Here is a 26125-nt window from a genome sequence, read left to right as displayed (position 1 = left end):
AGTGCGGCGAGGCATCGCCGCTTTGAGCGGAGGCGAGATATCGCCGGGTGCAACACCTGCATTCGCCAATCCGCTCCCTCGTTCCAGAACCACCTCCTCTCTGGCTCCCGCTCCTCTTCCACAGCTCCGCTGCAAATCCCGTCGATTCTCTCCGGCACCTAAAGCGGCGATGCCTCGCCGCACTCCAAATCCAGAGCGTCCTCTGGATGCTTTCCTGCCACTGGCAACTGGCCACTCACAGGCGAACTGGTCGCGCGAGGGACTTCGCGGATCTTTCCACGCGCAAGTTTGGAAACTTACGCTACTTCGCCTGCGGCGGAGCTTTCAGCTACGATGCAAAAAACGGCCTCACCGGGAAGGTGAGGCCGTTTTGATTGGAAGAACGGGACAGGAATGTCCCTACTCCCAGTTAGGATCTCCCAGTTAGTTATACGTCTTCAGCCAGGCGATGACGTCGGCGACGTCCTGGGCGCTGAGGCCGAGCTGGTCGGCGGAGAGCATCAGCGAGCGGTCCATGTGCTTGGTGGACTGGATGCGGTTCTTCGGCACCATCTGCGTCACGCCGCCGGTGGAGGTGATCACGGTCGGATCGCCGGTGGAGGTCACGAGGCCGTCGATCCACTTGCCGTCCTTGAGCTGGATGGCGGTGCCTTCGAAGCCGTGGGCGATGTCCGCGGAGGGATCCACGATCGAGCGGGCGGCCATGGCTGGACCCTGGCGGGCGACCCATCCCTTGAGATCCGGCGCGTAGTGCGGGCCGGCGTCGCCGATCTGGTGGCACATCACGCAGCGCATGGCGGCGGCCTTGCCCTTGGTGGCGTCGCCGGTGAGCTTCATCACGTCATCCGGGGTGAAGTTGGCCTTCTCCGGCTTGCCCGGCACGGTGATCTCGGTGAGCTCGATCTTGTCCGGGTCGTAGATGCCGCGCTTCTTCAGCTCGTCGCGAAGGTTGAACTTGGCCCAGGCACCGGTGCCGCGGACGAAGAGCCAGCTCACGGCGTCCGGCTTCGAGGGGGACTTGTCGTCGGTGAGTTCCAGCATCGCGTCGGCGGCGGACTTGTCATCGATGAACGACAGCGATTCCACGGCGAGCGCGCGCTGCTCCTTGGTCAGGGCGGTGGAAAGCGCGCGGGTCTTCAGGTCGGCCACGGCCTGGGACGGCCACAGGCGCCAGGTGAGCTTGGCGAAGTTGTCGCTCCACTTCAGCGGGTCCTTCTGGCCGAGGGAGTCGCGCAGGGCGGTCCAGACGGCGTTTTCCTGCTCGGCGGCGGCGAGGCCGATGGACTCGATGTAGTTCTTGTCCTTGCCGTCCCAGCCCTTCGCCACCTGGGCGAGGATCGGGGCGGTCTTGTCGGCCGGGAGATCGCGGAGCGAGAGCGCCACATCGCGGCGGATGGCGGCGGAAGAATCCGTGGCCAGCTTCGAGGCGTAGGGCAGGATGTCCTTGGCGGTGCGGCGCAGGGCGCGGAAGGCGACGAGGCGCGTGCGGGTGTCGGAGGATTCCAGCAGGCTCTCGCAGGCGGACACGCCCTTCGGGCCGAGGTGCGGCAGGAGCCACACGCCACGGGCGGCGATCCACGGATCGGAGTCCTTGGTCAGGGCCAGCACGGCGTCGAAAGCGGCGGCACCCTTCTGCTGGAGGCTGTTGAAGCCGGTCCAGCGGATGTTGTTCGCCGGGCTGCGCAGCGCGGCGATGCTGCCGGGGATGGTGGCGAGATCGACCGGGGAAACCTTCGATTTGAAGCCCTTCGGCGCGATGCGGTAGACAGTGCCGGAGCAGGACTCGTCGAGGTCGCCGTGGCCGCCGACGCGGGCGTCAAACCAGTCGGTGACGTAGAGCGCGCCATCCGCACCCACCACCACGTCGGACGGGCGGAACAGGGTGCGGTCATCCGCGCCCTTCTTCGTGCCGGTGTAGTCCGCGCCGGAGAATTCGCCGGTGGTGTTCGACGTCATGAAATCCGAGCGCTCCAGCTTGTAGCCCGCGCCGACCGGCTCCGGCTGGTAGCCGAAGATCACGTTGCGCGCGGCCTCGCAGCTCAGCAGCGTGCCGGCGTATTTCTTGCCCAGCGCGCCGTTCTCATAGAACGCGATGCCGGTGGGCGATCCGCCGCCGTAGAGGTCGCCGATGTCGAAGGTGCCGGGGTCGTCCTGGCGCCAGTGGGTGCGGCCCCAGTCGGAAATCGGCATCACCGTGGAAACGGTGGGGTTCTTCGAGTAGGACGAGCGCTTCACGGTGGTGTAGCTGCGGCCCTCACGGGTGAAGTAACCGGCGGAGCCATACTCCAGGATGTAGGAGGTGCGGCAGGCGGGCGGATCGTCGTTGTCGTTCTGGAAGACCTCGCCGAGCGAGTTCTCGCAGTTCTCGTAGCTGTTGCGGTAGCCGTGGCCGACGATCTCGACATTGGTGCCGTCCGGGTTCATGCGGGCGGTGAAGCCGGGCGTCCAGACATGGCCGTCGTCGCTCTTCTTGCCGATCTCGGGCTGGGTGTTGACCGGCCATTCGCCGCCACCGTTCTTGTAGTAGTCACCGGCCATGCGGAAGGTCTTGCCGGACTTGTCGGTGAAGACGGCGCCGCAGTTGCCGTTGTTGATATACCACTTGCCATCCGGACCGCCGGTCACGGAGTGGAGCGAGTGGTCGTGGTTGATGGCGTTGAAGCCGGTGAGCAGGATCTCGCGTTTGTCCACGGCGGGATCGAACTTCTGGTCCCGGTTCACGTCGGTGTAGACGATGATGTTCGGCGGCTGGGAAACGACGATCTTGTTGTCGAAGACCGCGATCCCGAGCGGGGCGATGAGTTCCTTGTCCTGGACGAAGGTGTGGGAGGTGTCGGCCTTGCCGTCGCCATTGGTGTCTTCCAGCACCACCACGCGGTCGCCTTCCGGGCGGCGGCCCTTGTGGCCGCGGTAGTTCACGCCCTCCGTCACCCACAGGCGGCCCTTGGCGTCGACGTCGAGGTTGGTGGGGTTGAAAAGTTGGGGCGTGGAGGCGAAGACGGTGACCTCAAGGTCGGACGGGACCTTGAACTCCACGGTGGGGACACTTTGCGGGTCCTTGGCGGGTTTCCATTCCTGCGCGGTGAGGAACGCGGTGGTTACGGCAATCGAACAAAGGACGGCTCGGATCATGCAGGTGGGATCATACGCGGGTTTGTCGGGTTTCTTAGCCTAAAATTCCGACATGTTCGGGTAGATTGCGCCAAGTCTTGTGTAACCCGTGGACAGAATCCGCGGATGGTCCTCAAGCGGTTGGATTGGCTTGGGGTAAGTTGCTTGTAACAAACTGATTGGGTCGGCGTATGGGCCTTCCCGATTTCCTGGGGATCGTGGTCAATCTGCTTTGCCCGGAAGTAGGCTCCCGAGGGGGATGCCTCCGGGATGCGACACCCTGGGGCGGCGGAGGTCCGGACGATCGCCGGATTTTGCTACTCCTCCGCCAGGGGAGGGAGCCTATCGCGCGCGAAACGGATGGCTTCCGCGAGATGGCCGGGGGAGGCGCTTTCCAGCCATCGGTCCAGGGCCGCGGGATCGGTGAGCTTCCAGCGCAGGACGATGTCCATCGCGAGCGCGTCGGCGAGATCCGCGGACTGGAGATGCTCCAGCCAGGCCAGGACGGCGGGGAAATCGGCCGGGTCGACCATGGCGGTGGTTTCCTTCAGCCGTTTCGAGCGTTCCTCCAGCAGCGGCTCGCTGACCACCGCTTTCAAGCCCGCGGCCACCGCCGTCCCCCAGCGGGCATCGGCCGGAGGCGCGGGAAGGGTCACGCAGGTTCGCCAGCCGTCATCCTCGCGGACGAGGGCTGGCCGGTGGCTGGCGCGGCTGGTGGCGGTCATCTCCGGGGCGTCCGCCTGCGACCGGCGGGCCAGCGGAGCGGAGGAGGTGCCGTCGGGCCCGGTGGTGGAACCGATGGCCCGCATCCGGACCATGGCCACGGCTCCGGCGAGCAGCAGCAGGGCGGCTCCGGTTAGACACAGGTGGCGACGGGTGAGGCGGGCCATGAAGGAATGGGAGGTGATTGGCTGGGGGCTGTCAATCGACTCGGTTCGATCACATCCCGCTTTCCATCGCGGGTGGCATCCGGTGGCATGCAGGGCATGAAACTTCCATCGCCTTACGACACGCTGGCCGGTTGCCTGTGGCTGCCGCGGATCCTCGCCAAGGCCCGCCTGTTCCGCTCCGGAGGGCTTCCCGCGGAGTATGAACCGCGGTTCTGCCACCCGGTCGGGGTTGATGGCGAGTTCCTGAAAGCGTTCGGCCTCACGAAGGACGAGATCGTTTCCGCGGCCGCGGGCACGGATGAGGAAGCGGCGGCGTGGTTCGGCGGCCGGCTTGCGATGGAGCGGATCGAGGCATGGAACCACGTGGCTCGGAACCTGGGTCGGCCGGGATTCCCGCTGGAGGAACGCCTCCCGATCGGCAAGGCGACGGTCTACGCGCACCTCGACACGACGGGCATCGAGACGGTGTTCGAGGTGCTGGTGCTGGATGAGGCGAGTTGAGTCAAAGATGGTGGAGGAGTTGATGGATTGAGCTTGCCCGGCGGATGAAGTCCGGGCATGGGGCGGGCGCTTCCTGTTGGAATCACTCGGGAAGCGGTTCACCTTCTTTGCCCCCCTTATGACCCGCGTTTCCGGATGGTTGGTTGGATTGGGCCTCGCGGCCATGGTGTCACCCGCATGTGCCGCGGATTGGCAGCAACTCGCGCTCAATGGCGGCGTGGTCTCCGTGTATGCGCAGGAAATCGCGCTGGTGCCGGGCAGTGCGTATCTCATGCCGATGGGCGGGGATTTGTATTTCTGGAAGACCGGCGCGGCGGGTGGCTTCGCCCTGTGCCGGGTGACCTCGGCGGGCGTGGTCTCGGTGTTGAAGGGAGATGTGGCGGAAGAACGGTTCTCCGAGCCGGGGGCGCTGTGCGTGATGAATGGGAAGCTTTACTTCCCCGCTCGCGTCCCCGATGGGCCGATCGGACTCTGGTGCAGCGATGTCACCTCCGCCGGCACGGTGCTGGTGAAGGATGATTTCTATGTCGACCGCGAGCTCTACTCGCTGAGGGCGCTCACCGCGGTGGGCTCCGTGCTCTATTTCAACCCGCAGGACACTGGCTATGGCGGTGATCTTTGGAAGAGCGACGGCACCCCGCAGGGAACCGTGCTGGTGAAGACCGATGTCTCCGGCGGTGAAGGCGGCGGTCCGGAGAGCTTCGCGGCCGCGGCTGGCACGACGTTCTTCCAGGCCTGGGATTGGCAGAATGGCGCGGAGCTGTGGAAGACGGATGGCACTGCTTCCGGCACTCAGCGGGTGAAGGACATCGCCAGCGGCTCCAACTGGGGCTCTCCGGGGCTCTTCACCCCGCTGGGCGGGCTGGTGTATTTCCGGGCCGCCGATGGCAACGGCTTCGACCTCTGGAAGAGCAATGGCACCACGGCGGGCACGACCCGCGTCCACGCCTTCGGCAGCGGTTGGCTCGCTGGATTGTCCGAGGCCACCCGGATCGTGGTCAGCGGCGGGAAGTTGTTTTTTCCCGCGAGCGGGGAGTTGTGGGTGAGCGATGGCACGGATGGCGGCACCGTGGCGGTGGAGACGGGCGATGAGTTTCCGGTTTCCGTGCCAGCCCCCCGCAGCCTGACCGCGTCCGGCGGGCTGGTGTATTTCATTTCGAACGACGGCGGGCACGGCGAGGAGCTGTGGTGCACGAATGGCACCGCCGCGGGCACGCGGATGCTCAAGGACATCCGCCCGGGAGGCGCGACCTCCCTGCCCGGCAACCTCACCGATGTGAACGGCGTGCTCTATTTCACCGCCGACGATGGCGTGCATGGCCTGGAGCTGTGGCGGAGCGATGGCACGGAGACCGGCACGGTGCTGGCGGCGGATGTGGTGCCGGGAGCGGCGGGCTCCGGGGTGGCGAACCTGACCGCCGTGGGAACGAAGCTCTACTTCTCCCGCTACCAGACCTATCTCATCGCGCCGCTGTGCGTGATGGAAACGGCCGTGGGGTCCGGTTTCGATGCCTGGGCGGCCGCCGCCGGGCTCACCGGGGGCGATGCCGCCGCGGGAGCGGTGCCGCGTGGCGACGGGGTGAAGAACCTGCTCAAGTATGCCTTCAACCTCGATCCATCGGTGGCGGACTGCCGCACGCTGGTGCCCGGCACCGGCACGGCGGGGCTGCCCTGCGTGACGCGTTCCGGCAGCGGCGCGGGTGCCGTGCTGCGGATCGAATACCTGCGTCGGAAGAACAGCGGGCTCACCTACCGGGCGGTCCAGTCCGCCACGCTCCTGCCGGGTTCGTTCAGCGTCTTTTCCGGCACCCCGGTGGTGACGGCGGTGGGATCGGCCTGGGAGCGCGTGGTGGTGGAAACGCCGTGCGATCCGGCGGTGACACCGCGGTTGTTCGGCCGGGTCGAGGTGGCATTGGAACCGTGACGGAGGGCACGCTTGCGGAGCGGCGGCGCGGTGGTTAGAGGATTCCCCATGCGCACGTCCATCCGCGAGATCCTGAAAGCCACCGGCCCCTGTGATGAAATCCATGCCGCCGGATGGGTGCGGACGCGGCGGGACTCGAAGGCGTTCTCGTTCCTGGAGCTGAACGACGGCTCGTGCCTGGGGAACCTCCAGGTGATCGCGGACGCGGGCATTCCCGGCACCGAAGACCTCGCGAAAATGAGCACCGGGGCCTCGGTGGCGGTGGTCGGGAAACTGGTGGCCTCGCAGGGCGGCGGCCAGGCGTGGGAAGTGCAGGCGAGCTCGATCCGCCTGCTCGGCGGCGCGCCGGATGATTTCCCGCTGCAGAAGAAGGGGCATACCACCGAGTTCCTGCGCTCGATCGCGCACCTGCGCCCGCGCACGAACCTGTATGGCGCGATGTTCCGCCTGCGCAGCCGGATGAGCTACGCGGTGCACACGTTCTTCCAGGAGCGTGGCTTCCACTACATCCACACGCCGATCATCACGGCCAGCGATTGCGAGGGCGCGGGCGAGATGTTCCGCGTGACCACGCTCGATCCCACGCAGGCGGGCGCGAAGTCGTTCGCGGACGACTTCTTCGGCAAGGCCGCGCACCTCACCGTGTCCGGCCAGCTGGAGGGCGAGACCTTCGCCTGCGCGCTGGGGAACATCTATACCTTCGGGCCGACCTTCCGCGCGGAGAACTCGAACACCTCCCGCCACGCCGCGGAGTTCTGGATGATCGAGCCGGAAATGGCGTTCTGCGACCTGCAGGGCGACATGGACCTGGCCGAGGCGATGGTGAAGTACCTGGTGAAGGAGGCGCTGGAGAAGCAGGACGGCGACCTTTCGATCTTCGAGAAGTTCGTGGACAAGGGCCTGCGCGAGCGCCTCGAGTTCGTGGCGGAGAACGCCTTCGAGCGCCTGCCCTACACCGAGGCGGTGGAGATCCTGAAGAAGTCCGGGAAGACCTTCGACTATCCCGTGGAATACGGCCTCAACCTCCAGAGCGAGCACGAGCGCTGGCTCACCGAGGAGCATTTCAAGCGCCCGGTCGCGGTCTTCAACTACCCGAAGGAGATCAAACCGTTCTACATGCGCCTGAACGACGATGACAAGACGGTGACGGCCATGGACCTGCTCGTTCCCGGCATCGGCGAGATCGTCGGCGGCAGCCAGCGCGAGGAGCGTCTCGACGTGCTGCTCGGGAACATGGCGCAGCACGGGCTCTCGATGGAGGACTACGGTTGGTACGCCGACCTTCGTAAATACGGCACCGTGCCGCACGCGGGCTTTGGCATGGGCTTCGAGCGCCTGCTGATGTTCGTCACCGGCATGGGCAACATCCGCGATGTGATCCCTTTCGCCCGCACGCCCGGGCATTGCGAGTTCTGAGGAGTCGAGCCTTTAGGCGAGGAAGGTCTTCCGGGAGGCGGAGTCTCGGGAGATTTCAGCCGCAAGGAGGCGCAGGAAAGGCGCAAAAGGAAGAGGGCCTTCGACCGGCGACCCTCTTCATCCCGAAGGGATGGCAGCCCCGGTAGCCGGTGGTTGAGGAGCCTAGGCGACGACACCACCGGTCAGGCCGGTTGGATGATTCGATCCCGAACGGGATCGCAGCCGGGCTCGCTCCATCATCGACATCCAATAGTCCTCAAGCTCCAATCACAGGGTGTCCACCTATCTCGGGCTCCACTACCATCTCATCTTCGGCACCAAGGATCGCGAACCCTCCATCCCGCGAACCTTGCTGGCGGATTTTCATGATTACCTCGGCGGAGTGGTTCACGGTCTGGGCGGTGAGCCCCACGGCATCGGCGGCATCTCGGATCACGTCCACCTGCAGGTCACCCTCAAAGCCACCCATTGCCTCGCCGATTTCATGCGGGAGTTGAAAAAGGCGTCCAGTCTCTGGATGCATCACGAAGGCAGGCAACCGGGTTTCGCGTGGCAGGAGGGATATTGCGCGCTTACCGTCAGCCCCTCGGCGCGGAAATCAGTCCGGCGATACATTGCCAACCAAGAGGAACACCACCGCGTGAAAACCTTCCGCGAGGAACTGTTGGAGTTCTTGAAAAAAGCGGACGTCCGCTACGACGAACGCTACCTCGCGTAAGAGCCCGGCTGCGATCCCGCTCGGGATCGAATCATTCACACGTCCCAACCGGTGGTGTCGTCGCCTAGGCTCCTCAACCACCGGCTACCGGGGCTGCCATCCCTTCGGGATGCAGAGCGGAGCTTTCGACTACATCCTCACAACAACCGGATGCCGGGGAATTGCTTCTCAGCGGTGCGGCGGACGGTTTCGATGAACTCCTTCATGTAGGCCTGCGAGGCACCCTCGCGGGTGGTGGCGGCGTGGAGGCTGGCGCGCAGGCCGTGGGTGCCGATCGGTCGCTCGGCGACGTAATCGCGGTCGAGATACTGCTGCACGGCCCAGCGCGGCAGGGCGGCGATGCCGCGCTTGCTCTTCACGAGCTGGAGGATGGCGACGGTGAGCTCGGTGGTGCGGCGTTCCTTCGGCTCGATGCCCGCGGGTTCCAGCACCTGGCGGAAGAGGTCCATGCGGTTGTCCGGAATCGGGTAGGTGATGAGCGTCTCGCGCTCGAAATCGCGGGCGGTGAGGTGGGGTTTCCGCAGCAGCGGGTGGTCGTGCGCGAGCAGCGCGGGCATGTCGTATTCGAACAGCGGATGGTGCTCGATGCCCTTGCGGCGCTTGGCGCTGGAAACGATGACAAGGTCGGCGCGGTTCTCATCGAGCAGGCCCACCGGATCGGCGTGGAAGCCGGAGACGATGTCCATTTCCACGTCCGGCCAGCCCTCGCGGAGGAGATCCATGGCGGGCATCAGCCAGTCGAAGCACGAGTGGCACTCCACCGCGATCCGCAGGGTGCCGGCCACGCCCTGCTCGAGGCGGGCGAGGTCGCGCTCGGCATCGGCGATCTGGCGCTGGACGTCGTAGGCGAGGACCAGCAGCCGCTCCCCGGCGCGGGTCCACTTCAGCGGGCTGGTCTTCCGCTCGAACAACTCGACGCCGTAGTGCTCCTCCAGCGTGCGGACCTGGTGGGACAGCGCGCTCTGGCTGAGCGAAACGCGTTGCCCGGCGCGGGTGAGATTGCCGGTTTCGGCGAGGGCGACGAGGGACTGGAGGTGGCGGACTTCGAGCATGAATCAAAGTGAGCAGTGAGCGGTGATCAGAGAAGAGGAGATGGAACCACGGATGAAAAGGATGGGCACGGATGGAAGAGGTTCGGAAACAGGGTTCGGATGAACTTGTTCAGATCCATCCGTGTGGATCCTCTGCATCCGTGGTTTCTCCATTCTGGCTCGGATGGACGGAATGGAATCATGAATTGAGTGCGGGATCAACATTTAGAGCATGCGTTTTGTTCATGATGATTCCCGGGGCATGCTGCGCGGCGATGAATCCAAATCTGACCACCCACGTCGGCGGCTATCCGCGGATCGGCCGCAAGCGGGAACTGAAGCAGGCGCTGGAGGCGTTCTGGGCCGGGCGGCTCGACGCGGCCTCGCTGGATGAAACGGCGCGTTCGCTGCGCCTCCGCCACTGGCAGGAACAGAAGGACGCCGGCCTCGATTTCGTGGCGGTGAACGATTTCAGCTACTACGACAACATGCTCGACCTCGCCTGCGTGTTCGGCGTGGTGCCGGAGCGCTTCGGCAAGGCCGATGAGCCGGTGACGCTGGACCGCTACTTCCGCCTCGCCCGCGGTCGCGCCCGCAAGGACGGTCGCCCGGATGTGGCCCCGCTGGAGCTGACGAAGTGGTTCGATACCAACTACCACTACCTGGTGCCGGAGCTGGCGGCCGGGCAGGAGTTCCGCTTCGCGTGGGACAAGCCGGTGCGCGAGCTGAAGGAGGCGATCGAGGCCGGGCACTGCGCGAAGGTGGTGCTGATCGGGCCGGTGACGTTCCTGGCGCTGTCGAAGACGCCGGAGGGCGACCCGCTCGAGTTCACGGAAAAGCTGCTGCCCGCCTACCGCGCGCTGCTGGAGGCGCTGGCCGCCGCCGGGGCGGAGTGGGTGGAGATCGCCGAACCGATCCTGTCCACGCGCAAGGACGCCAAGGTGCTCGCCGCGCTGCAACGCGTGTGGTCGGAGCAGGACGGCCTCGCGTCCGTGAAGGGCCTGAAGTTCCTGCTCTCCGTGGCCTTCGGTCCGATCGGCTCCGCCTTGGAAACCGTAGCCGCGCTGCCGGTGGACGGCCTCCAGGTCGATGCCACCCGCGGCCAGGGCGACCTGCCGTGGCTGCTGAAGAACTGGCCGGTCGACCGCGTGCTGTCGCTCGGCGTGATCGACGGTCGCTCGATCTGGCGCACGAATCCGGAAACGTGGCGCGCGGTGGTGGCGACCTTCCGCGAGCAGCGTCCGCAGGAAAACCTGTGGCTCGGCAGTTCGTGCCCGCTGCTGCACGTGCCGCACGATCTCGGCGAGGAAACCACGATCGATCCGCAGCTCCGCTCGTGGCTGGCGTTCGCGAAGGAGAAGCTCGCGGAACTCGTCATCGTCGCCGCGGGCGAGGCCCCGGTGGACGCGCTGGCGGCGGCCCGTGCCGCGATCGCCTCGCGCAAGCAGCACCCTGGCGTCCACAACACCGCCCTGCGCAACACCGTGGCCGCGCTCGATGAGAAGTCGGCGCGCCGCGGCAAGCCGGTGACCGAGCGCGTAGCCCTCCAGCGGGAACGACTGGGACTGCCGTTGTTCCCCACCACCTCCATCGGCTCCTTCCCGCAGACCGCGGAGATCCGCGCGCTGCGCGCCCGCTACCGCAAGGGCATCGACAACGAGGCGGCCTATCAGGCGGGTCTCGACGCCGCGCTGCGCGAGGTGATCCGGAACCAGGAGAAACTCGGGCTCGACGTGCTGGTGCACGGCGAATTCGAGCGCACGGACATGGTCGAGTTCTTCGGCGAGAAGCTGGAAGGCGTGGCCGTCACCGCGAACGGCTGGGTGCAGAGCTACGGCTCGCGCTGCGTGAAGCCGCCGGTGATCTGGGGCGACATCACCCGCCCGCAACCGATGACGGTGGAGGTTTCCAAGCGCGCGCAATCGCTCACCGAAAAGCCGATGAAAGGCATGCTCACCGGTCCGATCACCATCCTCCAGTGGAGCTGGGTGCGCGATGACCTGTCGCGTTCCGCCGTGGCCACGCAGATCGCGCTCGCGGTCCGCGCCGAGGTGGTGGACCTGGAAGCCGCGGGCATCCGCGTGATCCAGGTGGACGAGCCGGGCCTGCGCGAGGGCTTCCCGCTCGATGACGCGGACCGCGCGGCCTACCTCGAGTGGGCGGTGCGCGCGTTCAAGATCGCGACCAGCGGCGTGCGGGATGAAACGCAGATCCACACCCACATGTGCTACGCGGAATTCACCGACGTCGCCGGAGCCATCGCGGCGCTGGACGCGGACGTGATCACGCTGGAGGCCTCCCGCAGCAAGATGAAGGCGCTCGGCGCGGTCCTTGAAGGCGGCATCCTCTCCGAGGTCGGCCCGGGCGTGTGGGACATCCACTCGCCGCGCGTCCCCGCGGTGGAGGAGGTGTCCGACCTGCTGCGCCGCGCGCTGGCGGTGATCCCGGCCGAGCGGCTGTGGGTGAATCCGGACTGCGGCCTGAAGACCCGCGGCTGGGAGGAAACCAAGGCCTCGCTGAAAAACCTCGTCGCCGCCGCCCACGTCCTGCGCGAGGAACACGCCGCCGTGGCGGTGTGAGCGAAGGGTCTTTTTAAAGACAGAATTAACAGAATTTTTCAGAATTAACGGTGGGAGGCCGGATATGTGTCCGGTTTCCGCGGAATTGCCCGGAATCGTGAATTCTGTTAATTCTGTTAATTCTGTCCAGATGGGCCCTTGATTCGAAGAGGAGTGGATTCGCCAGACCTCCTCTTCGTTTCGGATTTAGTGCTTTGGATTTAGTGCTTTCAGAGCATAGCTCTGCCCCGTGGACGCTTGGACGATTTCGGTGGAAACGGTGCGCGCTGCCCTCGGGGCCGGCGTGCGCGAGTTCGTGGTGTGTGCCGGGGCGCGGAACGCCGCGCTTCTGGAGGTGCTCGCCCGCGCGGAATCGCAGGGCCGGGTGAAGGTCTGGCGGCACTTCGAGGAACGCAGCGCCGGATTCTTCGCGCTGGGCCGCACGCTGGCGATCGATGCCCCCTGCGCGGTGGTGACCACCAGCGGCACGGCCGCGGCGGAACTGCTGCCCGCGATGATCGAGGCGCACTACCAAGCCCGCCCGCTGGTGGCGATCACCGCCGACCGCCCGGCGCGTTTCCGCGGCACCGGGGCCCCGCAGGCGATCGAGCAACCGGGGATTTTCGGGCCGCACGCGGTTTCCAGCTATGAGGAGTGGACCGGCCTGGGGCCGCTGCACCTGAACGTGGAGCTGGAGGAGGATTTCAAGATCGGCGAGGTGAAGTTCGCCGAGCCCGCCGAATTCGTGACCCGGGAAAAGAGCCCGCTGGTCGGTGAACTGGCCCGCTGGCTCCGCGAGGACGTCTATCGCGGGCTGGTGGTGATGATCGGCGGCCTGGAACCGTCCGACCACGAGGAGGTCTTCCATTTCTGCAGCGATCTCGGCGTGCCGGTGGTCGTGGAAGGCACCAGCGGCCTGCGCGAGGCGCTCCAGGAGCTGGCGCTGCCGGATGCCGACCGCACGCTGAAAGCGAGCCCGCCGGGCAAGATCCTGCGCCTCGGCGATGTCCCGAGCGGGCGCTTCTGGCGCGATCTGGAAGATCTGCCAAAGGTCGAGGTCTGGTCGGTGTGCCGCGGTGGCTTCAGCGGGCTGGCGCGCGAATCGAAGGTGATCCGCGGCGGCGTGGCGCGCGTGCTGCGCGCGATCGGCGACGTGGAGGAGATCGGCGACGCGCTGGATCATCTGGTCGACCGCTCGCGGCGGACCGCGCGGATCGAGGAGTTGCTGGAGGCCCATCCGGACAGCGAGCCGGCGATGGTGCGGACGCTGTCGTTGTATGCCTCCTACGGGAGTTCCGTGTATCTCGGGAACAGCATGCCGGTGCGGGAGTGGAACCTCTTCGCGCAATGGGACCGCCCGGTCACCGAGGTGCGGGCGAACCGCGGCGCGAACGGGATCGACGGCCAGGCGAGCACCTGGCTCGGCTGGACGGCGGACAAATCCGGCGCCTGGGCGGTGCTCGGCGACCTCACCGCGCTTTACGATCTCGCTGCCCCGTTCGTGCTCGACCAGCTCGAAACCAAGGGCCGGGTGCTGGCGGTGGTGAACAACCACGGCGGCCGGATTTTCGAACGCCTGCCGCGCCTCGCCGACATGAGCCCGCGGGCGGCGGAATGCTTCACCAATCCCCAGGCCGCCGACCTCTCCGGGTGGGCGAAGCTGTGGGGAATGCGTCACGTCCGGATCACCAATGCCGACGATTTCGACGCGCTGGAGCAGGGCGATGAGACCGTGCTGCTGGAGGTCCTGCCGGATGCTGCGGAAACGAAGGCGTTCTGGGCGGACTGGGACCGGATGTGAAACTGGCGCCCGGAGGCCCGGTAGCGGCTGGCGAGCTGGACGAAGTCACGTTCACGATGGATCCGGTCCGAACACGCCGGGGCGACCCTCCCTTTCGGCATCAAAATCCCGTTGTCCCGGCCCGGCATCGCGCGGAGACTGATCCAGCCCCATGCGTCCCGCCGCGATCCTGATCCTGCTCGCCGCCCTCGCCACCGCGGAGGAATCCTCGCGCTCGTGGACCGACACCGGCGGCCGCACCTTCGAGGGCAGCCACGTGTCCGCCACCCCGGACAAGGTGACCATCCGCCGCGCCAGCGATGGCAAGGTCTTCGAGGTCGAGCGCGCGAAGCTCTCCCAGCCCGATCTCGATTACCTCGCGGGCCTGGAGAAACACCCCGGCCCACCCGACCGCGGACCGCGCCCGGACGGCCCGCCGGATTTCCGCCGCGGCGGCCGGCTGGAATCGATGCTCACCGGCTACGAGGACTCCCAGGCGAACTTCGCCGCGCCGTGGCCGAAGACCTCCGGCCTCGCGAAGCCACCGGTCGTCACGCCCGGCGAGCAGAACCCCGCCGAGCACCGGTTTGTGTACGAGTCCCCGCACTTCCGCATCCAGTGCGATGTGCCGCTGCTCCAGGACCTGCCGGTGAAGATCGCCACCATCCTGGAGGCGAATTATCAGGCCCACCGCGACATCCCGCTGAACAACCGCCGCACCCGCTCACCCGGCGCACCGAAGCTGAAGGTCTTCCTCTACCGCACGATCGAGGACTACCGCGAGGCCGGTGGACTGCCCGGCACCGTGGGCTCCTACCTCGGCCCCGGCGACCGGCTGCTGGTGCCGCTGGAGGGACTGGGCGTGAAGAAATCCGGGTCGGGTTTCGAGTTCGATTTCAGCGCCGGCTTCCACAACGTCTACCATGAGCAATGCCACCTGCTGTGGGGCGACCTCGGGAACATGGCGGGCGTGTGGATGAACGAGGGCTTCGCCGAGTTCATGGCCTGCGCGCCGTATGACAGCGGCAAGTTCAACTTCGTCCGCCAGCCGGAGGCCGCGCTGGAGTTCGCCATCGGCGGGAAAAAGGGCGTGGCCAGCCGCGCGCTGGGAAAGGAGATCACGATGCCGCGCCTGCAGACGTTCATGGCCATGTCCCAGCCGGAGTTCTACCAGGACCCGAACAAGAACTACGGCCTCGGGCTGCTGCTGGTGTATTACTTCCTGCTGCTGGATGGCGATGGCACCGGCGCGCGCTTCAAGGCCGCGATCAAGGCCTGCCAGGACGGCTCCCGCGCCGAGGCCACCCGCGCCCTGCTCGGCGGCCGGGACTACCCCGCGCTGGAGAAGGACTTCGCCACCGCCCTGCGCGCGAAGGGCGTGCAGATCACGTTCAAAGACACCAAGGAGTAGGGACATTCCTGTCCCGTTTCGAAAAGCGACCCAGCTTCGCTGGCAAATATTCAAAAGACGGGACAGGAATGTCCCTACTCCTTGGAAAAATCGTTGTCCGGGTGACGCTCTCTGGGGACACTTCCTATCCGTATGCGTTTGTCCCGATTCCTGCCGCTGCTCTGCCTGATCCCCTCCTTCGCCGGAGCCGACGAGGCCCCGCGCAAGTGGACCGACACCACCGGCCGCAGTTTCGAGGGCAGCTACGTCTCCGCCACCGACGCCAAGGTCACGATCAAACGCGCAGACGGCAAGGTCTTCGAGGTCGAACGCGCCCGGCTCTCGAAGGACGACCAGGATTACCTCGCCACCGCCGCGAAATCAGCGCCTGCCACCTCGGCCCCGACCGCGGCGAAACCGCAGTTCATCCCCGGAGACTACCGCGCCCAGATGCTGGCCGGCTACGAGGGCACCAGCCCGAACTTCAACGCGCCGTGGCCGAAGGACGCGGGCATCGACAAGGAGCCGGAGATCACCACCGTGGAGGAAAACGCGGGTGAGAAGCGCTTCATCTACGAAAGCCCGCATTTCCGCTTCGAAAGCAACGTCGTCCTCCGCCCCAGCCTGGTGGCGAAGGTGGCGATGATGTTCGAGGCCTGCTACCAGACCCACCACGACCTGCCCTTCAACAACCGCCGCACCCGCTCGCCGAAGGCCCCGAAGCTCCGCGCCTACCTCTTCGAAACGATGGCGGAGTACCACACCGCGGGCGGCCCCAGCGGCAGCTCCGGCGTCTACATGGGCGGCGAGGACAAGTTCCTGGTCCCGCTCGAAGGCCTCGGCGTGAAGAAGGTCGGCTCCGGCTACATGTTCGACTACAGCGGGAATTTCCACACCGTCTACCACGAGATCACCCACCAGCTCTGGGCGGACCTCGGTGACTACGCGGGCATCTGGATGATCGAGGGCTTCGCCGAGTTCGTGGCCAGCGCGCCGTATAGCAACGGCAAGTTCTCCTTCATCAAGCAGCCGTCCTACGCGCTCGAATACGCCACCGGCTTCGGCAAGAAGGACGAGGGCGGCCGCGGCCTCGGCAAGGAGTTCTCGATGCCGCACCTCGAGCAGATCATGAACTGGTCGCAGCCGCAGTTCTACCAAAACGGCAACAAGAACTACGGCCTCGGCATGCTGCTGGTCTACTACTTCATCCTGCTCGACGGCGACGGCACCGGCGCGAAGTTCAAGGACTGCATCAAGGCCAGCCAGGAAGGGAAATCCCGCGAGGAGGCGCTCAAGGTCCTGCTCTCCGGCCGCAGCTACGCGGACCTGGAGAAGGAAGTCTCCACCGCCTTCAAGAAGAAGGGCATCAAGATCAGTTTCGAGTGAGGGGGAATCCATCAGGCGAAACCCACGTCGCCTCGTCCCTTCTTTCATCCCAACGGGATGACCTATACCAGCCCGGGGTCCACGACCCCGGGTGACGGTCTCACGCGGATGCACCCTGAAAGGGTGCCCCATGCGTCTTGCGGTCCGTGTTAGAAGAAGGCGTGCCCCAATCCCTCTCGCGCCTGTTGGTCCACATCGTCTTTTCCACCAAGAACCGTGAACGGTGGTTGGACGACGCCTTGCGTCCGGAGCTATTCACTTACATGGCGGTGGTTGGGAGAAGCAACGGTTGCGAAGTCTACCGCGTGGGCGGCGTGATCGATCACGTGCATCTCGCCATCGATTTAGGCAGGACAGTCACCACGGCGGGCATTGTCCGTCAGTTGAAATTATCCAGCGCGGGTTGGTTGCGGGATCGTTCACGAGAACACCGCGCTTTCCTATGGCAGGCGGGTTATGGAGCGTTCACGCTCGGGCAGCCCCAGCTCCCCAAGTTGATCGATTACATCGACCGGCAGGAAGAGCATCATCGGAAGATTGGATTCCAGGATGAGTTTCGAAGGTTGCTGGCCAAAAACCAGATGGAGGGGGATGAACGTTACCTCTGGGATTGATTCCAGATCTCCCCTGCATAGGGCACCCATTCAGGGTGCATGCACTATCCACGCCTGCCCCGGGGTCATGGACCCCGGGCTGGTATAGGCCATCCCGTTGGGATGGAAAACAAAACGCCCAGCCCCTACTCTCTTCGCAGGATGTCGGACTTCACATCGAATCCGCCGTCGTCGGTGCCGGAGATCACCAGGTCCAGCTTGATGAACTCCTCGGAGGTGCCGACGACGATGACACAGGTCTGGTTCGACCCGGTCGTCACATTGGGCGCGGCCACCACCTGGCTTCCCGCCTGATCTTCCTTCCCCAGCGCGCCGAGCGTGGCGGACAGGTCCTCCGCCGACCAGATCTCGCCGTTCTGCTGCACCTGCCGCTGGTCGGTCGTGAGCGTGTCCAATCCCGCGGCCGCGACCGCCTTGGCATCCAGCGTGATCATCTTGCTGCGGATCAGGATCGCCTTCGTGCCCTCGTCCGTCGTCGTCCATTCCGGGGACAACACGACGAACTCCCGCAAGCCCGCAGCCGTCAATTGCCCGCCCATCACCAGCGAGCTGCCCGCGGCAAGCCGGGTCTCCACCTTGGAAGCGATGTCCCCCGGCCGGGTCTCCAGCACGCGGTCATCGGGCTTCTTCACCAGTTCCGGGCGCTTCGGACGCGCCGCGGGCGGCGGTGGGACATCTTCGCCGGCCCATGTGGCATCGGCCGTGATCCCGCCGTCCCGATCACGGGGCGAAACGTCGCGATCCGGTGCGGAAGCGGGAGCAACTCGATACACGATCCCCCCGATCAGCAGGATCAGGATCACGACGGCGACGGAGGTTTTGGCGGTTTGGTTCAGGGTCATGAGTTTCAAGATCCCCAGGCCCGGAGCCGTGCCCTGCGAGGCGATCGCGGCACTGGCCACCGGCGCGGCGAGTCCGGCCGGAATCGACGCCACCGCATGCGCGGGCAAGGCCGTTCCCAACACCGCCGCGGTGGTGGTGATGCCCCGCCGCGCGAGGAGGACGCGCAGCTTGTCGAGCGCCCGCAGGGTCCGCCGCCGGGCCGCCGCCTCATTGAGGCCGAGCCGCGAAGCCGTGGTGGCGTGGGGCAGCCCTTCGTAAAACCGCAGCAGGATCAGGTGCCGGTCGGTGGCGGGCAGACGGTCCACCAGCGCATCGATGACCGGAGAAAGGTGCCGCCATGCCTCCGTCCCCTCTCCGGACAGATCCACCGCGGCGCTTTCCCGCCGCTTCCGCCGGACCTCGGCGCGAACCACGTTCGCCGCCAGCGAGCGGGCGGTGCGGTGCAGCCACGTCACCAGCGGCACCGATGCGGGGATACTCCCCGCCTGACGGGCCAGCCGGATGAAGGTCTCCTGGGACACATCGCGGGCCAGCTCACCGTTCGCCGTCACCCGCCGCGCCACCGTGTGGACCAGCGGCAGGTGGCGCTGCACCAGCGCACGGAACGCCGCCTCATCGCCCGAGGTGGCGAAGTGCTGGAGCAGCGCGGCATCATCCGGAGTCATCTTTCCAAGCATTCACCGCCCGCCACGGGAATGTGACGGGAAAAGCAGTGGCCGGGCGAAAAAACCGCCGCTCAGATGTCCTTCCGGCCGGTCTGGTTGATCCGCCACACCGGTCCCTGCGGCTCGTAGGGCACCAGGTTGTCGCCCTTCACATCGGTCGGCAGGCTGTCATCGGTGCGGAACAGCGGCAGGATCGGCGAGCCGGACGAAGCCTTCTGGTAGGCCGCGCCGGTTTCCTGGATCATCAGGCCCGCCGAAAACAAGCCGCCCCAGCCCTCCGTGATGAGGATGTCGATCGGGTAGCTCTGCCCGGCCTGCACCGAAATCTCCGGTCCCACCGCCACGCCGCCGATGCCGCGGTTCCAGTCCGCGGTGCTCGGGTATTGGTAGAAGGTCACCGGCGGCTCCATCGGGCAATCGCGCTGCGGGCCCTTCAGCCGCTCGCTGCTTTTCAGCGCCGCTTGAAACCCCGCGAGCGGGATGGTCCCCGGCACGTAGCCGTAGTCGAAAACGTTGCGGTTGTTGAAGCGGACCACCATCGAATCGTCGCCCGCGCCCACGAAGCGGAACTTCCCGGACTTCGCCGCGGTCACCATACCGCGGTAGACCACGATCCAGCGCGGATGCGGGTCCGGCGTCACGCCGAACGCCTTCGGAGCCTCGCCCGCCGCCATCGCCGGCATGTAGATCTTCGTTTGGTAGAGCTTCTTCGGCGCCTGCTGGAACTTCGAAAGCTCGGCGTCCTTCCAGCCGCGGGTCACGAAGTCGTGGACCGCGTCCCAGTGCTTGTCGTTGTTCATCTCCAGATCGGCGCCATTGGCGCGGTGATTGAGATTGTAGAAGGTGCCGACCAGCGCGTTCGCGTTCGGATCGACCATGCCGAAGGGGCTCATCGCCCCCCCGCCACCGCCGAGACCCGGCCCCATGCCGGAGCCGAAACCAGTGCCATGGCCATCGCCACGACCACCGCCGGAACCGCTGCCGCCGAGACCACCGGACAAACCGCCCGAGGAAAGGGAACCCACCGAGGACATGGCGGAGGCCGCGTCCGGCTCAGGCAGGGTGAAGGTGCCGGCCACGCCCTTCGCCGCCATCCGCGGCGTGTTCGGGTTGGTCATGGTGGCGCGCTGCTTCTTGTTGCTCACTTCCTTCACCCCCGGCGAACCACCGCCCCCGCCCTTCGGCATGAAGTCGACCTTTGCCTCCTGCGCGGGAATGATCTGGAAGATCCACACCACGCCGATGGCAAGGAGGATGGCGTGGACGATCAGCGAAATGGACAGCGATCCCCCGCCGAGCTTCTTCCAGAAGGACGGCTTGTTCTCCTCGGCGTGGCTGGCGTGGAGATGGGGATCGGGTGGATACGACGTTGGGTTTTGGGTTTCCATGGCAATAGATGAACGATGCTCAAAATGGACGGCCGGAACCCCTTGTCACCGCAAGGGACACCAGCTATCCAATGTAAATACAGCTTTCCTTGGAAAGCCTTTCACCATTCGCGCATCCGGTACCCCGCAAACGAGGGGATGGGACGCGCCGTTGGCAGCGGACGTGGGTGTGAGACCCGGTCGCCCCGGCGGTGCGACCCTACCTCCACGGATCGCTGCGAAGGTAGGGTCATCTCGCCGAGATGACCGGGCGGTGGACGTCGTTCGCGAATGGAACTCCGCCCCCGCAGACACCGGGAAAAGGACGCGCCCATGGCAGCGGACGTGGCCTTTTCCCCCCGGTCGCCCCGGCGGTGCGACCCTACCCTTGCAGCGCGCCTCCGGAGGTAGGGTCATCTCGCCGAGATGACCGGGCGGTGGACGCCGTCCGGGGAGAAGAGATCGTCCCCCCGGACGAAGGGATGGGACGCGCCGTTGGCAGCGGACGTGGGTGTGAGACCCGGTCGCCCCGGCGTGTGACCCTACCCTTGCAGCGCGCCTCCAGAGGTAGGGTCATCTCGCCGAGGTGACCGGGCGGTGGACGTCGTCCGGGGAGAAGAGATCGTCCCCGCAGACGAAGGGATGGGACGTGCCGCAGGGAGCGGACATGGCCCTACGACCCGGTCGCCCCGGTGGTGCGACCCTACCTTTGCGGCGTGTCTCTCCACACGAAAAAGGCCGGAACCCTAGTGGGCTCCGGCCTTTTGAAAAGGAATCGCATCAACCGCGGCTCAGATGTCGCGGCGGCTGGTCGGGGAAATCTTCCAGACCGCGCCCTGGGAATCGAACGGCGGCGCGTTGTCCTTGCCCTTGGCGTCCGGCAGCGAGCCATCGGTGCGGAACAGCGGCAGGATCGGCGAGCCGGTGGAAGCCTTCTGGTAGGTCGCGCCTTCCTCCTGAATCATCAGCGCCGCGCCGAAGAGGCCGCCGGGAATTTCGCTGATCAGGATCTCGATCGGATAGGTGCTGCCCGCGGTCACATCGAACTCCGGGCCCACGGCCACGCCGCCGAGCGCGTTGTTCCAGTTCGCGGTGGTGTCATACTTGTAAAGGGTCACCGGCACGCGCATCGCTCCGCCACGGATGATGCGCTCGACCTCGCGGTCCTCCTTCTTGCCGGCGAGCACGTCGACCTTGCCCGGCACGTAGAGGGCGGTGGTGCCCTGGGTGTAGCCGTGGTCGAAGATGTTCTTCTTGTTGAAGCGCACGGCGAGCACGTCGTCGCCCGCGCCCACGAAGCGGAACTTGCCGCTCTTCGGCGCCACCACGTCGCCGCGGTAGATCACCAGCCAGCGGCTCGGCTGCACTTCCTTCTCGCAGTTGAAGGCCTTCGGCGCCTCGTTCGCGGACATGACCGGCATGTAAACGCGGGTCTGGTACAGCTTCTGGTCGGCCTTATAGTACTTGTTCTCCAGCGAGCGCTCGTTCCAGCCCTGGTTGGTGAACTCCTTGATCACGTCGCGGAGTTTCTCCGGCGTCATGTCGGTCGGCTTGCGCTTGGGATCCTGCTTGGTGTCGAAGAACACGCCGATCATCGCGTTCGCGTTCGGATTGACCATGCCGAACGGGCTCATCGTGCCCGCGCCGCCGCCGAGGCCGGGGCCCGTGCCGGAACCGAAGCCGGTGCCATGGCCATCGCCACGGCCGCCGCCGGAACCACTGCCGCCAAGACCACCGGACAGACCGCCGGAGGAAAGCGAGCCCACCGAGGACATCGAGGACGCCGCATCCGGCTCGGGCAGGGTGAAGGTGCTGGCCACGCCCTTCGCCGCCATGCGGGGCGTGTTCGGGTTCGTCATCGTGGCGCGCTGCTTCTTGTTGCTCACTTCCTTCACGCCCGGGGAACCACCGCCGCCGCCCTTCGGCATGAAGTCGACCTTCTGCTCAGTCGCGGGGATGATCTGGAAAATCCAGACCACGCCCACCGCCAGCAGGATCGCGTGGACGATGATCGAGATCGAGAGGGACCCGCCGCCGAGCTTCTTCCACACGGACGGTTTGTTTTCCTCCACCGGATGACTGGCGTGGAGATGGGGATCGGCGGTGTAGTCGTGGTGTTGCGGGTCCATGCAAACAAAGATGAAAAGAGCTAACCAACTGGAATAAAAACCCATCGTCCCGAGACGCAAGCCCTTTGTTAATTGCAGGCAATTTTTGAAAGCCTGCGAACATCTTCGCGGTTAGAGTCACCCCGCTTTTCCAGCACGCCGGACACGAAAAAAGCCGGAACCCATTGGGCCCCGGCTCTTCGGAAAGATGAATCACCGCGCGGGCGTCAGATGTCGCGGCGGGAGGTGGAGGACATTTTCCAAACCGCGCCCTGGGAGTCGAACGGCGGGGCGAGATCCTTGGCTGCGGCCTTCGGTTGCGAACCTTCCGTGCGGAAAAGGGGAAGGATCGGCAAGCCCGCGGAGGTCTTCTGGTAAGTGCCGCCCTCTTCCTGGAGAAGCAGCATCGCACCAAAGCGACCGCCGGGCACCTCGCTGATCAGGATTTCGACCGGGTAGGTGCTGCCCGCCGTGACCTCGAACTCCGGACCCACCGCCAGACCGCCGATGTTTTGGTTCCAGTTGGTCGGGCCGTCATACTTGTAGAAGGTGATCGGCAGTTTCATCGCGCCGCCGCGGGCGGCCTTCTCGACGTTCCGGTCCTCCTTCGCGCCGCTCAGCACCTCCTTGATCTCCGGCACGTGCTGGCCGGTGGTGCCGAGGACGTAGCCGTAATCGAAGACGTTCTTCCGGTTGAAGCGCACGACCAGCACGTCGTCGCCCGCGCCCACGAAGCGGAACTTGCCGGACTTCGGGGCCACCACGTCGCCACGGTAAATGACCAGCCAGCGGCTCGGCTGCACTTCCTTCTCGCAGTTGAAGGCCTTCGGCGCCTCGGCCGCCGACATCACCGGCATATAGACCCGGGTCTGGTAGAGCTTCTGGGGGGCCTTGTAATAGTTCCGCTCCAGCGTGCGCTCGTTCCACCCCTGGGAGACGAAGTCATGGATGACCTCGCGGAGCTTCTCCGGGGTCATGCCGGTTTCCTTGCGCTTCGGGTCCTGCTTGGTGTCGTAAAGCACGCCGACCATCGCGTTCGCGTTCGGATCGACCATGCCGAAGGGGCTCATGCTGCCGCCGCCACCGCCGAGGCCCGGCCCCATGCCGGAGCCGAAACCCGGGCCATTGCCATCGCCGCGGCCGCCGCCCGCACCGCTGCCACCGAGGCCGCCGGACAGCCCACCGGAGGAAAGCGAGCCCACCGAGGACATCGCCGAGGCCGCATCCGGCTCAGGCAGCGTGAACGAGCTGGCCACACCCTTCGCCGCCATGCGGGGCGTGTTCGGGTTGGTCATCGTGGCGCGCTGCTTCTTGTTGCTCACGTCCTTCACCCCCGGCGAGCCGCCGCCGCCGCCCTTTGGCATGAAGTCGACCTTCGGCTCCTGCGCGGGGATGATCTGGAAAATCCACACCACGCCCACCGCCAGCAGGATGGCGTGAACGATGATCGAGATGGAGAGCGAACCGCCGCCGAGCTTCTTCCAAATGGAGGGCTTCTTCTCCTCGGCGTGGGTCGCCTGGAGATGGGGATCGTAGTAGGTTTCTGGCTGGGACTGGTCCATGGGGCGTTTTCTTCGTGGAGAACGAGCAATGGCCGCCATTTCAACAGAAACGGCGGCCGGAGGGATATGACCCTTATGAGGTAGAGAGGGCGGATTAGATGCCGGGGCGAACGGACTGGCCGGTCACTTTCCAAACCGGGCCGGCGGGATCGTAGGGCGGCGCATTATCGGCGCGGGTCGCGGCCGGGACGCTGCTGTCCAGGCGGAACAGCGGCAGTACCGGAGCACCGCCGGCAGCCTTCGGGTAATCGGTGCCGGCCTTCTCGATCAGCAGCGAGGCTCCGAACAACCCGCCCGGCACCTCGCTGACGAGGATCTCGATCGGATAGGAACGCCCGGCCGAGACCTCGAACTCCGGCCCCACCGCGAGGCCGCCGATGTTCTGGTTCCAATTCCGAGTGGTCTCGTATTGGTAGAAGGTCACCGGCGTTTTCGTCACGCCACCGCGCACCTGCCGCGCGAGGTCCTTGTCCTCCCTGCGCCCGGCGAGGAAGTCCACCTTCCCCGGCACATAGAGGCCGGTGGTGCCCTGGGTGAAGCCGTGGTCGAAGACGTTCTGGTTGTTGAAGCGCACGACGAGCACGTCATCCCCTGCCCCGACGAAACGGAACTTCCCCGACTGCGGCGCGCTGACCTGGCCGCGGTAGAGCACGATCCAGCGGCTCGCCTTGATCTCCGGCCCGCAACCGAAGGCCGACGGGGCGGCGTCCGCGGACATCTCCGGGATGTAGAGCTTCGTCTGGTAGAGCGTCTTCGGAGCCTTGTAGTACTTCGATTCCAGCGTGCGCTCGTTCCAGCCGCGGGTGGTGAAGTCCTGGATCACCTCGCGCAGCTTGTCCGCCGTCATGCCGGTGTCCTTGCCGTGGGAATCCAGCTTGGTGTCGTAGAAGGTGCCGACCAGCGAGTTCGCGTTCGGATCCGGCGAGCCCCACATCGGGATCTCGATCTTGTTGAGGCCGGGCGCGCCCACCGGGCCATTGCCGGGGCCACCGGGGCCATTTCCGCCCGGACCCAGCTTGCCAATTCCCGGCTCCAAGGAGTTTCCCATCCCGCCGATGTTGGTCATGGCCTCGCCGGGCTCCATTTTCGGGAGGACGATTTCCCCAAAGCCTTGCATCACGATCCGCGAGTTCAGATCCACCTTCCGGGCGCTCTTCCGCTGCTCCATCTGGCTGCGCACGCCTTGCGGGCCGGACGGGCCGCCTCCCGTCGAGAACTCGGGAGTAGGCGTCGCCGGGATCACCTGGAACACCCACGCCACGCCCACGCCGAGCAACACGGCATGAACGATGAGTGAGACGGACAAGGAGCCGCCGCCCAGTTTCCGCCAGATCGACGGCGGGTGCGGCGCATGGAAATCGGAGGAATCGGATGGGGTTTGCATCGCGTGATGTCGGGTTTCATCCGGACAGACACGCGGCGCGGGGATTTCTTAGGAGATTTTTTCGATTTTGGCGGGAGCACCCTGGCTGGGAGCAGGGACATTCCTGTCCCGTTCTTCCTCTTCAATTCCACCAAGCCCCCGGATTTTCTGGACGTGCCGGTTCAACCCAACTGGAAATCCACACGTTCCCAACAAGCAATGGACGAATCCCCCCGATTTCTCAAACCCGAGGAGGATATCTCGAAATACGGCCTGAAGCTCCCGCACTGGCAGCAGGATCACTCAACCTATTTCCTGACCTTCCGATTGGCGGACTCCATTCCTCACGGCAAACTAGCGAAGTGGAGGGAGGAACGGATGATCTGGATGCAGGTGCATCCGCCACCGTGGTCCACGGAAGACGAGATGGAGTATCACAAGCGCTTTTCCCGTGCCATCGAGCGCTGGCTCGATGGCGGGGAAGGAGCTTGTGTGTTGGAAGAGCAACGGGCAGCGGACGCTGTGCGGGAAGTGCTGCTGGCGAAAGACGGAGAACGTTTCCTCCAGCACGCTTTCGTGGTGATGCCCAATCACGTCCACGCTCTGGTATCACTGGGGCAGGACGAGGCACTGGATGACCTGTTGAAGATTTGGAAAGGAGTTTCCTCCCGGCGAATCAATCTGGCGATGGAGCGAAGCGGCGAACTGTGGCAGGCGAACTACTTCGACCGGGTGATTCGGGATGGTGAACACTTTTGGAACTGCGCGAAATACATCCGTCGGAATCCGACCAAGGCCAGGCTGACAGCGGATCGGTATCTCCTTCATGAGTCGGAAATGGTGAGGAGGGAACTGGACCGGAGGGAGCGGATGAAGGAATGAAGAACGGGACAGGAAT

The 26125-nt window shown here is 65.7% G+C and carries 18 protein-coding genes; 10 read left to right on the top strand and 8 right to left on the bottom strand.

Going from position 1 to position 26125, the window contains the following annotated elements; translation table 11 throughout:
- Positions 1-423 precede the first annotated feature (423 nt).
- Both llg_RS12475 and llg_RS12470 read right to left on the bottom strand, forming a co-directional pair.
- Complete coding sequence (locus llg_RS12475) at positions 424-3132, bottom strand: PVC-type heme-binding CxxCH protein (protein ID WP_338285000.1); 2709 nt, start codon at positions 3130-3132, stop codon at positions 424-426.
- Positions 3133-3428: 296 nt separating this feature from the next.
- Positions 3429-4001 carry a hypothetical protein gene (locus llg_RS12470; RefSeq protein ID WP_338284999.1) on the bottom strand — a complete coding sequence of 191 codons (573 nt, stop codon included), beginning with the start codon at positions 3999-4001 and terminating at the stop codon, positions 3429-3431.
- A gap of 96 nt (positions 4002-4097) precedes the next feature.
- Between llg_RS12470 and llg_RS12465 the strand changes: the two genes are divergently transcribed.
- The 4 genes from llg_RS12465 to tnpA (llg_RS12450) all read left to right on the top strand — a co-directional run bounded on the left by llg_RS12465 (position 4098) and on the right by tnpA (llg_RS12450) (position 8560).
- Entirely contained in the window at positions 4098-4502 is a 405-nt protein-coding gene (locus llg_RS12465) for a DUF5069 domain-containing protein (protein ID WP_338284998.1), read from the top strand.
- 118 nt (positions 4503-4620) lie between these two features.
- Positions 4621-6426 carry an ELWxxDGT repeat protein gene (locus llg_RS12460; RefSeq protein ID WP_338284997.1) on the top strand — a complete coding sequence of 602 codons (1806 nt, stop codon included), beginning with the start codon at positions 4621-4623 and terminating at the stop codon, positions 6424-6426.
- A gap of 48 nt (positions 6427-6474) precedes the next feature.
- Positions 6475-7842, top strand: a complete 1368-nt coding sequence (gene asnS / locus llg_RS12455; protein ID WP_338284996.1) for an asparagine--tRNA ligase — start codon at positions 6475-6477, stop codon at positions 7840-7842.
- A gap of 274 nt (positions 7843-8116) precedes the next feature.
- Positions 8117-8560, top strand: coding sequence for an IS200/IS605 family transposase (tnpA, locus tag llg_RS12450; protein ID WP_338284995.1), 444 nt, complete (start codon positions 8117-8119; stop codon positions 8558-8560).
- A gap of 137 nt (positions 8561-8697) precedes the next feature.
- On the opposite strand, the gene llg_RS12445 is transcribed toward tnpA (llg_RS12450), so the two are convergent.
- Positions 8698-9612, bottom strand: coding sequence for a LysR family transcriptional regulator (locus tag llg_RS12445; RefSeq protein ID WP_338284994.1), 915 nt, complete (start codon positions 9610-9612; stop codon positions 8698-8700).
- Positions 9613-9866: 254 nt separating this feature from the next.
- Here llg_RS12445 and metE point away from each other — a divergent pair, with 254 nt between their 5' ends.
- The 5 genes from metE to tnpA (llg_RS12420) all read left to right on the top strand — a co-directional run bounded on the left by metE (position 9867) and on the right by tnpA (llg_RS12420) (position 17319).
- Positions 9867-12170, top strand: a complete 2304-nt coding sequence (gene metE / locus llg_RS12440) for a 5-methyltetrahydropteroyltriglutamate--homocysteine S-methyltransferase (protein ID WP_338284993.1) — start codon at positions 9867-9869, stop codon at positions 12168-12170.
- A gap of 229 nt (positions 12171-12399) precedes the next feature.
- Entirely contained in the window at positions 12400-13950 is a 1551-nt protein-coding gene (locus llg_RS12435) for a thiamine pyrophosphate-binding protein (protein WP_338284992.1), read from the top strand.
- Between the two features lie 151 nt (positions 13951-14101).
- Positions 14102-15340, top strand: a complete 1239-nt coding sequence (locus llg_RS12430; RefSeq protein WP_338284991.1) for a hypothetical protein — start codon at positions 14102-14104, stop codon at positions 15338-15340.
- Positions 15341-15472: 132 nt separating this feature from the next.
- A complete protein-coding gene (locus llg_RS12425; RefSeq protein ID WP_338284990.1) occupies positions 15473-16705 on the top strand; it encodes an SHD1 domain-containing protein in 1233 nt (410 codons plus the stop codon).
- A 161-nt stretch (positions 16706-16866) separates the two neighbouring features.
- Positions 16867-17319: an IS200/IS605 family transposase gene (gene tnpA / locus llg_RS12420; protein WP_338284989.1), complete on the top strand. Its 453-nt coding sequence runs from the start codon at positions 16867-16869 to the stop codon at positions 17317-17319.
- A gap of 125 nt (positions 17320-17444) precedes the next feature.
- Here tnpA (llg_RS12420) and llg_RS12415 read toward each other — a convergent pair whose 3' ends face one another.
- From llg_RS12415 to llg_RS12395, 5 genes are all read right to left on the bottom strand, one after another.
- Entirely contained in the window at positions 17445-18827 is a 1383-nt protein-coding gene (locus tag llg_RS12415; RefSeq protein WP_338284988.1) for a sigma-70 family RNA polymerase sigma factor, read from the bottom strand.
- Positions 18828-18898: 71 nt separating this feature from the next.
- Positions 18899-20215, bottom strand: a complete 1317-nt coding sequence (locus tag llg_RS12410) for a hypothetical protein (protein ID WP_338284987.1) — start codon at positions 20213-20215, stop codon at positions 18899-18901.
- A gap of 770 nt (positions 20216-20985) precedes the next feature.
- Positions 20986-22323, bottom strand: a complete 1338-nt coding sequence (locus llg_RS12405) for a hypothetical protein (protein ID WP_338284986.1) — start codon at positions 22321-22323, stop codon at positions 20986-20988.
- A gap of 206 nt (positions 22324-22529) precedes the next feature.
- The gene (locus llg_RS12400; RefSeq protein ID WP_338284985.1) at positions 22530-23864 is read right to left on the bottom strand and encodes a hypothetical protein; all 1335 of its coding nucleotides are present in this window, start codon (positions 23862-23864) and stop codon (positions 22530-22532) included.
- Between the two features lie 94 nt (positions 23865-23958).
- On the bottom strand, positions 23959-25248 hold the full coding sequence (locus llg_RS12395) for a hypothetical protein (protein ID WP_338284984.1): 1290 nt from the start codon (positions 25246-25248) through the stop codon (positions 23959-23961).
- Positions 25249-25254: 6 nt separating this feature from the next.
- Here llg_RS12395 and llg_RS12390 point away from each other — a divergent pair, with 6 nt between their 5' ends.
- Entirely contained in the window at positions 25255-26109 is an 855-nt protein-coding gene (locus llg_RS12390) for a transposase (protein WP_338284983.1), read from the top strand.
- Positions 26110-26125: the final 16 nt, after the last annotated feature.

Origin of the sequence: Luteolibacter sp. LG18, from assembly GCF_036322585.1 — a bacterium.
Classification (GTDB): Bacteria; Verrucomicrobiota; Verrucomicrobiia; order Verrucomicrobiales; family Akkermansiaceae; genus Luteolibacter.
The sequence above is the reverse complement of the archived record's forward strand: the minus strand, read 5'-3'. Positions and strand labels throughout refer to the sequence as shown.